This window comes from Rhizobium azibense (assembly GCF_004342325.1).
GTDB classification, from domain to species: domain Bacteria; phylum Pseudomonadota; class Alphaproteobacteria; order Rhizobiales; family Rhizobiaceae; genus Rhizobium; species Rhizobium etli_B.
On record NZ_SMBJ01000012.1, the window covers coordinates 225,056 to 237,068 of the forward strand.

General features: G+C 58.6%; 9 protein-coding genes. 2 read left to right on the forward strand and 7 right to left on the reverse strand.

The genetic code is table 11. The features are described from left to right. Nucleotides 1-42: 42 nt before the first annotated feature. Together argS and EV130_RS27380 are read right to left on the reverse strand one after the other, a co-directional pair. A complete protein-coding gene (argS, locus tag EV130_RS27375; protein ID WP_132662289.1) occupies nt 43-1,800 on the reverse strand; it encodes an arginine--tRNA ligase in 1,758 nt (585 codons plus the stop codon). Between the two features lie 53 nt (nt 1,801-1,853). Beyond that, on the reverse strand, nt 1,854-3,071 hold the full coding sequence (locus EV130_RS27380; protein ID WP_132662291.1) for a deoxyguanosinetriphosphate triphosphohydrolase: 1,218 nt from the start codon (nt 3,069-3,071) through the stop codon (nt 1,854-1,856). A 222-nt stretch (nt 3,072-3,293) separates the two neighbouring features. Here EV130_RS27380 and erpA point away from each other — a divergent pair, with 222 nt between their 5' ends. Both erpA and xth read left to right on the forward strand, forming a co-directional pair. Next, nucleotides 3,294-3,626 carry an iron-sulfur cluster insertion protein ErpA gene (gene erpA, locus EV130_RS27385; RefSeq protein ID WP_074061092.1) on the forward strand — a complete coding sequence of 111 codons (333 nt, stop codon included), beginning with the start codon at nt 3,294-3,296 and terminating at the stop codon, nt 3,624-3,626. Between the two features lie 119 nt (nt 3,627-3,745). Next, a complete protein-coding gene (xth, locus tag EV130_RS27390) occupies nt 3,746-4,537 on the forward strand; it encodes an exodeoxyribonuclease III (protein ID WP_132662293.1) in 792 nt (263 codons plus the stop codon). Nucleotides 4,538-4,547: 10 nt separating this feature from the next. On the opposite strand, the gene exoR is transcribed toward xth, so the two are convergent. The 5 genes from exoR to EV130_RS27415 form a co-directional block, all read right to left on the reverse strand. Continuing rightward, nucleotides 4,548-5,348 (reverse strand): exopolysaccharide production regulator ExoR, encoded by an 801-nt coding sequence (exoR, locus tag EV130_RS27395; RefSeq protein ID WP_074061090.1) that lies wholly within the window; start codon nt 5,346-5,348, stop codon nt 4,548-4,550. Next, nucleotides 5,342-5,803, reverse strand: a complete 462-nt coding sequence (locus EV130_RS32965; RefSeq protein WP_207900912.1) for a hypothetical protein — start codon at nt 5,801-5,803, stop codon at nt 5,342-5,344. The genes exoR and EV130_RS32965 overlap by 7 nt, the downstream gene beginning before the upstream one ends. 744 nt (nt 5,804-6,547) lie before the next feature. Continuing rightward, complete coding sequence (locus EV130_RS27405) at nt 6,548-7,804, reverse strand: OmpP1/FadL family transporter (protein WP_074061088.1); 1,257 nt, start codon at nt 7,802-7,804, stop codon at nt 6,548-6,550. A 397-nt stretch (nt 7,805-8,201) separates the two neighbouring features. Next, on the reverse strand, nt 8,202-11,039 hold the full coding sequence (locus EV130_RS27410) for a valine--tRNA ligase (protein ID WP_132662295.1): 2,838 nt from the start codon (nt 11,037-11,039) through the stop codon (nt 8,202-8,204). A gap of 117 nt (nt 11,040-11,156) precedes the next feature. Then, nucleotides 11,157-11,972, reverse strand: coding sequence for a PopZ family protein (locus EV130_RS27415; protein WP_132662297.1), 816 nt, complete (start codon nt 11,970-11,972; stop codon nt 11,157-11,159). Nucleotides 11,973-12,013 lie beyond the last annotated feature (41 nt).

A 12,013-nucleotide genomic window follows, 5' to 3' on the forward strand; every position in this document is an offset into this window, starting at 1 on the left:
CCACGCGGTCAAATGCCAGCGCAATGTGGGGAAATGGTGACGTTATCGCATTTCATCCGGTGCGGCAGTGCCTGTAATGGCAAGTCCCGACTTCAAAACCGAAGCGACAGCATACACCAGCCCAAGTCTGGCAATACTCGATTCTCGGTTCTTATCGTTAACAAATCGTAATTCCGTTTGATCTTTACCTTTATTCCAGTGCGCGTGGAAGAAACTTGCCAGATCATACAGGTAAAACGCGATGCGATGGGGCTCCTGCGACTGTGCCGCCGATTCGACGATGCGCGGGAATTCTGCAGCCTTCGCAACCAGCTGCAATTCCGTGGGATCAGAGACGCCTAGGACCGCTCCCGCAAGGTCTGCGGGCGATACGTCAAGGTCCGGAAACGCCTCCCTCGCCTGGCGGAAAACCGACATGCAGCGGGCATGCGCATACTGCACGTAAAAGACCGGATTGTCTTTCGAATGCTCCGTTACCTTGGCGAAATCGAAGTCGAGCGGCTCGGAATTCTTGCGGTAGAGCATCATGAAGCGAACCGAATCACGGCCGACTTCCTCGACCACGTCGCGCAGCGTCACGAAGTCGCCCGAGCGCTTCGACATCTTCACCGGCTCGCCGTTGCGGAAGAGCTTGACGAGCTGGCAAAGCAGAACGGTGAGCTTCGATTTGCCTTCGGAAACGGCGCGGGCCACGGCCTCCAGGCGCTTCACGTATCCACCGTGGTCGGCGCCGAGCACATAGATCATTTCGTCGAAGCCGCGATCGAACTTGTTCTTGAAATAGGCGACGTCCGCGGCGAAATAGGTGTAGGAGCCATCCGACTTGATAAGCGGGCGATCCATGTCGTCGCCGACTTCCGTCGAGCGGAAGAGCGTCTGCTCGCGGTCTTCCCAGTCTTCCGGCACCTGCCCCTTCGGCGGCGGCAGCGCGCCCTTGTAGACAAAGCCCTTGAAGGTCAGGTCATTGATCGCGGTGCGGATCGCGGCAGCGCCGGCATCATGCAGCTTCCGCTCGGAAAAGAAGACGTCGTGATGCACGTTGAGGGCTGCGAGATCCTCGCGGATCATCGTCATCATCGCGTCGATCGTACGATCCTTGACGATCGGCATCCACTGCTCTTCCGGCATGTTGTGCAGCCGCACGCCATAATCGCCAGCAAGCGATTTTCCGACCGGGATCAGGTAATCGCCGGGATAAAGGCCGGGGGGGATATCGCCGATGCTTTCGCCGAGCGCTTCGCGGTAGCGCAGGAAGACCGAGCGCGCCAGCACGTCAATCTGAGAGCCGGCATCGTTGATGTAGTATTCCTTCTCGACGGCATAGCCTGCGAAGGCAAGCAGATTGGCCAGCGCGTCTCCGACCACGGCGCCGCGGCAATGGCCGACATGCATCGGGCCGGTCGGATTTGCCGAGACATATTCGACATTCACCTTCTTGCCGGCGCCAAGCTTCGAGCGGCCGTAATCGGTTCCGGCCTCGATGATCGAAGCAAGCAAGCGCTGCCAGTAGCCGATGGAAAGCCTGATGTTGATGAAGCCGGGGCCAGCGACGGAGACGTCGGCGACGTCGGCATCTTCTATCAACTTGGCGATGATGATTTCGGCGAGCGCGCGCGGATTGGTCCCCAGCGGCTTTGCCAGCACCATGGCGGCATTGGTCGCGACATCGCCGTGGCTTGCATCACGAGGCGGTTCGACGGCGATGCGCCCGAAATCGAGCTCGGATCGCTTTTCCTTGACGATATCAATCCGTTCAAGGGCGTTCTTAATCCTGGCTTCGAAGTCGGTAAAAAGGTTCATCGCACTCTTCCATGCATAGGCTCTGCCGCAACTCCTGCCGCGGCGCCCGCTGCCTATCGCAAATCCGGAGTGCGGTCAAACAATCGCCTGTGGGCGCTGATTGCATAGGTGTCGGTCATCCCCGCCAGGTAATCGCCGACGTGGCGGGCTTTCGGCGCATCGGCAAGGCCTGTAATATGATCAACCCAGTAATGGCTCTGCATCTCCTTCGGATTGGCCATGTAGGCGGCAAAAAGATCGGTGACGATCTTTGCGGCGCCTGCGCGGATCCGCATGATGTCGGGATGGCGGTAGATGCGCTTGAAGAGCATCTGCTTGATCTGCTTGTCGGTCTGCGACATCGCCTCCGAAAAGGTTGCGATCAACTTGCCGGCCTCGCGTACATCCTTGACGCTTTTCGGTTTCACCTCACTCAGGCGCTTTTGTGCGACGGCAATCACATCCTCGACCATGCGCGTAATCTGCCGGCGCATGATCTCATGCGTGAAACGGCTCTTCTCAAGATGGGGGTAGCGCTCGCGGACCTCGTCCATCAGCCCGGCGAGGAACGGAATTTCCTCCAGCATCTCGAACGTCAAGTAGCCCGAGCGAAGACCGTCGTCTATGTCATGGGTGTTATAGGCTATGTCGTCGGCGATCGCTGCCACCTGCGCTTCGAGGCTGGCGAAAGTCGCAAGTTCGAGGTCGTGGATTTCGCAGTAGTCGAGGATCGGCTGCGGCACGGGTCCCCGCGTGCCCTGCCCGTCCTTTTTCAGCAGCGGCCCATTGTGCTTCACGAGGCCCTCTAGGCTCTCCCAGGTCAGGTTGATGCCGTCGAATTCGGCATAGCGCCGTTCCAGCTTGGTGACGATGCGGAGCGACTGGGCGTTATGGTCGAAGCCGCCATAGGGCAGGAGCACCTCGTGCAGCGCGTCCTCCCCGGTATGGCCGAAAGGCGTGTGGCCAAAGTCGTGGACGAGCGCCACGCCCTCCGCCAGATCCTCGTCAAGCTTGAGAGCGCGCGCCAGCGCACGGGCGATCTGGGCGACCTCGATCGTGTGCGTCAGGCGCGTGCGATAATGATCGCCGTCCTGCGCGATGAAGACCTGCGTCTTGTGCTTCAGACGGCGAAACGCCGTCGTATGGACAATGCGGTCGCGATCGCGCTGAAATTCCGAACGCGTCGGGCTGGTGCTTTCGACATAGAGCCTTCCGCGCGTCGTCCATGGATCTGCCGCATAGGTTGCCCGCTCGCCATTTCCGAAACCCAACGCCTGCCTGTCGATCTTCATTTTTCACCGTCATTCAACACCGCGCAACACCACGCCCATTGACGCCGCATCGCGCTCTTCATACCTATAGCCAATATAAACGGCAAAGAGGCCCTTTCTTAACTGCTTTGCCGAATAATGCGTTTTGGCAACGCGTGTGGTAAATTCTTTTGATATCAGCCGTTTGACGTTTCATCGGCCGGTATCAATTCTCTCCGGATCTTGACCCCGGCAGGAGGAAACATGACGGATACAAGTGTAACCCTTTCCGACGCGGCGGCAAAACGAATCGCGGCGATCGTCGGTGCAGAGTCCGGCAAGAACGCGCTGCGCGTTTCCGTCGAAGGCGGCGGCTGCTCGGGTTTTTCATATAAATTCGATCTTACCGGCGATGCCCGGGACGATGACATCGTCATCGAGAAGAACAACGCCAAGGTACTGATCGATAGCCTGTCGCTGGTCTATATGGCAGGCTCGGAAATCGACTTCGTCGACAACCTTCTCGGTCAATCCTTCCAGATCAAGAACCCGAATGCAGTTGCAAGCTGCGGCTGCGGCACCAGCTTCTCGATCTAAGCTTGCCTGTATATCCACATCGAACCGGCCGAAGTATCCCTTCCGGCTGGTTTATCGTCTTGTCCGCAAGCGGGACGGCACGATAAAAGATCAGGCACGAAGCGCAAGAGGAACACCCTATGAAGATCGCGACCTGGAACATCAACGGCGTCAAGGCGCGCATCGACAACCTCACGCAGTGGCTCAAGGATTCCGATCCGGACATCGTCTGCCTGCAGGAGATCAAGACGATCGACGAGGCGTTTCCGCGGCTCGAGATCGAGGCGATGGGCTATCACGTCGAAACGCATGGCCAGAAAGGGTTCAATGGTGTTGCGATCCTTTCCAAGACCTCACCGGACGAAGTGAGCCGCGGGCTGCCGGGCGACCCTCTCGACGAGCAGGCCCGTTTTCTGGAAGCCGTATTCTCGATCGCGGGCAACCGTGCCCTTCGCGTCTGCTGCCTCTATCTGCCGAACGGCAATCCCGTCGACACTGAAAAATATCCCTACAAGCTCGCCTGGATGGAGCGACTGCGCCAGTTTGCGGTCTCGCGCCTTTCCTATGAGGACATCTTCATCCTCGCCGGTGACTACAACGTGATCCCCGAGCCGCACGATTGCTTCGATCCGAAGGTCTGGGAAGGCGATGCGCTCTTTTTGCCGCAAACGCGAGAGGCCTTCCGCAGGCTCGAAAATCTCGGGCTTACCGATGCCGTCCGCACCTCGACGGACGCCGTTCAGCTCTACTCCTTCTGGGATTACCAGGCCGGCGCCTGGCAGAAGAACAACGGCATCCGGATCGACCACCTGATGCTTTCGCCGGAGGCCGCCGATCACATGACGTCGGTGGCGATCGAAAAGCATGTACGGGCCTGGGAAAAGCCGTCCGACCACGTTCCAGTGGTCGGTTATTTCGACTTCGCAGCTTAAGGTTCGAGAATTAATCGCTGCCGGTCGCGATCTTGTGGGAGAGCGAAACAGCCGTGCGGCGATCACCTTCGGTCGCGACCGAGAAGGCCTGCTCCTGCAGCGATTCCATCCAGCTGCAATCCTTCGGCTTGCAGCGATCGAGCGCCGCAGTCATCAGTGCCAGGCCGCGCGCCGACTGGCCCTCCTGGAAGAGGATATTGCCGAAGACCGACATGGCGCCGGGGTGACCGCTCTTGCGGGCCTGGTTCAGCCACTTCTTCGCCTGTTGCGGACTGCGCGTGCCGCCGTCGCCCGACAGCATCATCTGCGCGAGCTGGAACTGCGCTTCAGCGACGCCGAAGGTCGAAGCTACCTGGAAATAGAGCTGGCGGGCCTGGCTGAGATCGGTCCGCACCGGGCTGCCCGGAATGCCATGCTTGTAATAGTTGGCGAGCGACAAAAGTGCGTTGATGAAGAAGCCGGTATCCTCGGAGCCGGGCTCCACGCCCTGCTGCGCGATTTCGCTGTAAATCTTGAAGGCTTCGAAATCGTCCTGGGCGACGCCGTCGCCGTCGGCATACATATTGGCAAGCGCCCAGCGCGAACCGGTATGGCCCTTTTCGGCAGCGTATTTATAGGCTTCGATGGCCTCTTCCTTCTGGCCGCTCTTATAGGCCTTGAAGCCGAACTTGAAGAGATCGAAGGGACCGGATTCCTTTGTGACGCCTGCATTGATATCGAATGCCTTGGCCGGGGAGGTAATCGCCGCCGAAAGCGCGATAGACAGCCCCATAACGGCAGATCTGAAAAGTCTGAACTCGGATGTCAGCATTTCACTCGGTTTCTTTCGCTTCCATCGCAGACCGCCACGGCAGCAGAGACAGCTGCCTGGCTTCCCGGCGTATTCCTCCAGGCGAGCGATCCCGCGGCGGGCTCAATGGCCCCTTTGCCCGCGTCGCATCCAGCCTTCGGCCCTTCTTCAAGAGCCTGAATTTTTTGCGCATCACCACAGACCACCCGAGTTCCGGCCTGGTCCGCCTGCAATGCCTGCGGCGTCATTCCTGCGGAACGAACAAGCGTTCTTCCGCCATTCGAATATTCGTAAACACCAAATGTGACCAAACCGGTGCCGGCGTGATCGCGGTGCCTGCGTGCGGCGACAATGGACGCCGTATCATCGGGAAAATGACAGCTCGAATGCGTGACTTCTAAGTGAATATTTTGGGCGGAATCGCCTTGCGGGAAAAGCTGAATCGCACAAGAAACGGCATCAAAGCCGGCGCTCATACGCTCTCTCCCCGTCGCGGAAAAAACTCGACCCATCTTGCTTCTTAAACGTACCCTACGCCTGCCATTCCCTCGCCCGCAAATATCGCTGCGCTCTGTTTGTGGCGGGAAATGGACAAATTCGCCCCGCCGCTATGATATGTGAACTGTCGTAAAAATGTGTTGCTGAATCGTCACAAAATGAGATGTCTTGGAGCAAGGTTAATACGGCGGGCGCAAAGAAAAGACCGGGGTTCTTAAATTGACCCCTTAAAAATTGGAGACCAACTTCGGAGGTTTTTCTATGTCCAAGCACAGCACCGCTTTCAAGCAGTCCGTTGTTGCATTCTAGGTGGCGATGAGAGCTACGCGAGCGCTGGTGCTGCCTATGGGATTGATCATGGCACGGTGCGCAAAATTGTTCTCCAGCCGTGGTGTGCAGGCGGTGCGGGTCTTGCGCAGAAGATCGATTATTACACAACCGACCTCACGCTATTGGTACTTCGACGGATGTGGGAGGATTGACTGTCGCACCGTCAGGCAGCAGCGCTGTTCGAGATCCCCTTCGGATTGGGCGAGGCGCCACAAGGCTGGTGCGATTGATGCCCTTTCCCCGCGCAACAGAGGAAGATCGCCATCAATGCCACAGCCGCCTCCCGTCAGCGTCCAAAGCCTGCAATCCGGTATCACCGACAACATTCGCATCATAAATTCAAAGGGCTGAGCCCTGTAAAGTTGCCGGGCCTTTCTACGCTTTGATGCAGATCAGAATTTTACTTTGAGCGATGTCGAGAGCGCCGTCACCAGATCGTTATCGAACTCGTATGTCGCCTCATCACCCACACCAACTCCGTCAATCGTCGTCGGAGACGAATCCCCGCTCGTCAGGATGCCCAGCACACCACCAAGGCGGAACTCGACGTTCTGGTTCGGTGAATAGGAAACGCCGGCGCCAAGCAACCAACTGTCGGTCTGCGAACCGAATTCCTGAGATGTGCCGCGGTCCCAAGTGACACTGACGGCGCCGCTCCACTGTTCATTGAACTTGTGACCGACACCGCCGGTGATCGTCCAGCCGTCTCGATACCCCAGATCGAGCGAGGTGATTTCGACGCCGCTATTGTAGAACGGAATACGCTGCAACTGGCTCCAATCCGTCCACTTGACCGAACCAAAAGCTAGCCAATCCGGTGCGATACCGGACTGGACCTTCAACTCCAGCGCATCAGGCATCGCCGTGGAGCCAGTAACAGGAATAACGGTTCCTGCTCCACCAATGACAGGGTCGAGAATTGCTGGGATATTCGTAAGATCCACAGTCCCGCTAACGCTGTCCAACTTGACTTCGCTGTAGTACATCAGGCTCGCACGAAACGCATATTCGGGAATCTCGTAGGCCACGCCGCCGCGCCATCCCCAGCCGTCACCCTCCAGATCCAGACGTCCGACACCGCTGCCACTGGCCAGACCGCCGGTCAAAGCGGTGATGACTTCGGGGGCGACAACGAGACGCTCCTTGAAGCCATCCATTTCGAGATAATTAGTGCCCCCAATAATGCGGAACTGCCCCGGTCCCACGTCAAACCTGTAAGAGCAGGTTAGAGCATAATTGTCGCTGTTGACCTTCGTTTCGATGTTGTCGTTCGCACCTGCCCAGTTGGCACCTGGATTGGCATGAGCGCCGTAAGGTTGCGAATAATCGGCCATACAGTCTGCGGCATCGCCGATTGCAACTTTGGCGCCGATGCGAGGTGACCAATAACTCTCACTGTCGTCAGCCGACGTAGAATGTCCGGGGATAGCGTTCAGATCCCCGTTCAACGGGTTGATATCGTCTACGTTCTTCAGTTTACGCTGCGGCATCACGAAAGTGGCCGTGGATTCGACTGCGAAGCGCGAAGGATCAAAAAGAAGATCGATATTATACCCGCCGCGCTCCAGGCCCCCTGCAAACGACGGCGAGGCGATGGACGAAAGGACGGCGAGCGATGCTACGCCCCTGAAAACCATACGAGATGCCAACTGTGTCTCCCCCACTTAAGCACTCCAACGGCGGCAGAGTGCAGGTGATCGCCATAAAAGGCAACTTGCGCCTTCTTGCAGCCACAATGCGGGAGAGTTGTTAAATTGACGTAAGAAATTGACGGACACGTCAATAGTTTTTCTTCATAAAATTTTATCCTAATACCCTAATCATTTATGGGTATTTTTGGACGGTCATTCCACACATCGTGCCATCTGTATCAATCTGACAACAGTCGTGGTTTTCGCCCCAAGAGGGCATTTCATTTCATAAATTCGCAAAACAGTATGAATGCAGACTGCAATATCCCGCCGGTACGATCGAATCATTCCAACGGGCGCCTTAAGGCGTCCGACCTGGCCGGACGCCTTAAGGTATTACGCGATCAAGAGCGGCTCAGGCCTCGCTGACGCGTGACAGCGCTACCTTGAGGCTTGCGATCTGGCTCTGGAATTCGGCCAGCCGCTCGCGCTCGGCTTCCACCACGTCCGGATTGGCATTGGCAACGAACTTCTCGTTCGAAAGCTTGCCGTTGATGCGCGCGATCTCTCCTTCGGTCTTGTTGATTGCCTTTTCCAAGCGAGCTCTTTCAACCGAAAGGTCGATCAGGGTGCCGAGCGGAAGGCAGACGGTCGCTTCGGAAACGACAATCTGCGCCGCCCCCTTGGGGGCGCTATCGGCAAGCGAAATCGCTTCGACACGAGCAAGGCGCTTGATCGCCGCCTCATGGCGCGCTAGCCGTTCGCGCGTCAGATTGTTGGCCTTGACGACCACGAGCGGCGCAGTCGCCGACGGCGGGACGTTCATTTCGGCGCGAACCGAGCGGATTCCGGAGACGAGGTCGATCAGCCAGTTGATCTCGTCGGCCGCAGCATTGTCAGCATAGGACGGCGCCGGCCATTCGGCATGGCAGATCAGCGTGCGCTCGACACCCTCGCCTGCGGTATGCGCCCAAAGCTCCTCGGTCATGAACGGCATGAACGGATGCAGCAGCTTGTAGATCTCTTCGAGAACATAGGCGCTGCAGGCCTGAGCCTCCTTCTTCGCGCCCTCGTCTTCCCCGCTGAAGACCGGCTTCAGCAGTTCCAGATACCAATCGCAGACCTGATTCCAGACGAACCGGTAAAGCACCCCGGCCGCATCATTGAAGCGATAGGATTCGATTGCTTCTGTTACATCACGTTCCGTACGGGCAAGCTCCGTCAGGATCCAACGGTTGATCGTCAGCCCCGTCGCCTCCGGAACGAAGTTCGGATCGCTTTTGACGCCGTTCATTTCGGCAAAGCGGGTGGCGTTCCAAAGCTTGGTGCCGAAATTCCGGTAACCAGCGATACGGGCCGGATCGAGCTTAACATCGCGACCCTGTGCAGCCATGATCGCCAGCGTGAAGCGCAATGCGTCGGCGCCGTATTCGTCCATCAACTCGAGAGGATCGATGACGTTGCCCTTCGACTTCGACATCTTCTGGCCGTTCTTGTCGCGGACGAGCGCGTGGATATAGATGGTGTGGAAGGGCTCGACCGGATTGCCGTCCTCGTCCTTCATGAAGTGCAGGCCCATCTGCATCATACGAACGACCCAAAACGGTATGATGTCGAAGCCTGTAACAAGGACGTTCGTCGGGTAGTATCGCGCCAGTTCTGGCGTCTGCTTCGGCCAGCCGAGAGTGGAGAAAGGCCAGAGCGCTGAGGAGAACCAGGTGTCGAGAACGTCCTCGTCGCGCGTCAGGATTTCGCCCGGCTTGAAATTTTCCAGGAGATCCTCGACATAGGCCTTCATCGGGCCTTCGTGAGAGAGGTAATGCTGGATCGCAGCCTGCAGCGCCTCTTCCTCGGTTTTCTCCACGAAGACCTGACCGTCCGGACCGTACCAGGCCGGGATCTGATGGCCCCACCAGAGCTGGCGGGAAATGCACCAGGGCTGGATGTTCTCCATCCACTGGAAGTAAGTGTTCTCCCAGTTCTTCGGAACAAATTTGGTGCGGCCTTCACGCACCGATGCGATGGCGGGCTTTGCAAGTGTCTTGTTGTCCACCCACCATTGTTCGGTCAAACGCGGCTCGATCGGCACGCCGCCGCGGTCGCCGTGCGGGACCGTATGTATGTGCGGCTCGATCTTGTCGAGCAAGCCCGCTTCCTCGAATATCTCGACGATGATCTTGCGTGCGGTGAAGCGATCCTGGCCTTCCAGCCGGTCCCAGGCCCCATGCAAGGCGGCCGGATGGTCGAGACCTTCCAGAAAGTCTTCGTTGTCCTTGATGGTAACCGAAGCATCTGTATTGAGCACGTTGATGGCGCGCAGGCCCGTGCGCCTGGCAACGTCGAAGTCGTTGAAGTCGTGTGCAGGGGTGACTTTGACGGCGCCGGTGCCGGCCGTCGGATCGGCGTAGTTGTCGGCAACGATCGGGATCTTGCGGCCGACGATCGGTAGAATGACGTGTTTGCCGATGATCGATTTGTAGCGCTCGTCGTCGGGATTCACCGCGACGCCAGTATCGCCGAGCATGGTCTCGGGCCGCGTGGTCGCAACGACCAGGTAGTCGCGCGTTTCGAATTCCGTGGGCTTCCCCTCCTCGTCAAAGGCAACGGGATGCTGATAGGTGACGCCGTCTTCGAGCGGATAGCGCAAATGCCAGAGATTGCCTTTGACCTCAACCTGCTCGACTTCCATGTCGGAGATCGCCGTCAGAAGCTTCGGGTCCCAGTTGACGAGGCGTTTGTCCTTGTAGATCAGACCCTCTTTGTAGAGCGTAACGAAAACCTCGAGGACAGCCTCCGAGAGGCCGTCATCCATCGTGAACCGTTCGCGCGACCAATCGCAGGAAGCACCTAGGCGCTTCAGCTGGTTGAAGATCAGGCCGCCCGATTCTGCCTTCCACTCCCAGACCTTCTCAATGAACGCGTCGCGGCCCATCTCGCGGCGGCCGGGCAGCTGCTGTTCCATCAGCTTGCGCTCGACAACCATCTGTGTGGCGATGCCAGCATGGTCCATGCCCGGCTGCCAGAGCACGTCCTTGCCGCGCATGCGCTCAAAGCGGATCATGATGTCCTGCAGCGTGTTGTTCAGCGCATGACCCATGTGCAGCGATCCGGTCACGTTCGGCGGCGGGATGACGATCGTGAAGGTCTCGGCGCCGGGCTTCTTGTTGGCGCCCGCGCGAAACGCATCGGCGTCATCCCATTTCGCAGCGATCTTCGGTTCGACTGCAGCGGAATCATAGGTCTTGTCGAGCATTTTATGACCAAACTTCGGGGTTTTAGGATGGGGGTTGTAAATAGGATGGCCGACGGCAAGTCAATATAAAAGCCGCCCCGGAGACCGGAGCGGCTTGTTCGACAAAAGCGGTCCCGGTCAGCGGCGCGGGCCGCGCGCCACGCGCTCGATTTCTTCGCGCACCAGCCGTTCGACAAGCGTCGGCAGGTTGTCGTCCAGCCACTCGCGCAGCATCGGGCGCAGCATGTCCTCGGCAATCTCGTCCAGCGAGCGGCGCTCGGCGCCATCGATCGCAAGCGCAAGCTCATCGAACGAACGTGCAACCTGCAGGCCGGCGCTCTGCGAAATCAGCGTCTTGGTTTCTTCCGCGCCGTTCAGGAGACGGTCTTCTTCAGCTTCGGCCGCCGGCGCGACGGCAGCCTGCGGCGCCGGTTCTGCAAGGGCTGGCTGCGGCACATCAACTCGTTGTGCCTGCTCAACGGCCGGTGCTGGCATTGCGGCTGGCGGCGGAGCACTAAAAGATGCTGGAACGGCTTCGACCGGATGGCGGGCTTCCTGCTCGAAGTGTCCGGCAGGTTCCGGCTGACGAAAGACCGGTGCTTCGTGCTGCGGCTGCGGTGCCGAACGCTCCGACGCGGCACGAACGCGTGCAGCCACATCGGCAAGCGACATCGCCCGCGCCGGCGCTTCCGCTTCGCGGCTGCCTGCCGAATTCGCCGCAACGAAACGCGGGTCAGACAGCATCATAGGCTCGGGGAACTCGACGTCAGCATAAGTTTCGTCCACCGTCAGATGAATGTTGGAATCGCTCTTTTCGTCATCGGCGCCGTAGACAGGCGGCAGGGATGACGAGATCGCCCTGCCCGCGCCCGGCTCATTGCTCTCGATGATCTGGCGGATCGACGCCAGAATCTCTTCCATGGACGGTTCACGCACTACGCCTGGCTGAGCCATATTTATCCCCGTTATCCCTGCAACAACGATCGGATTGCGTG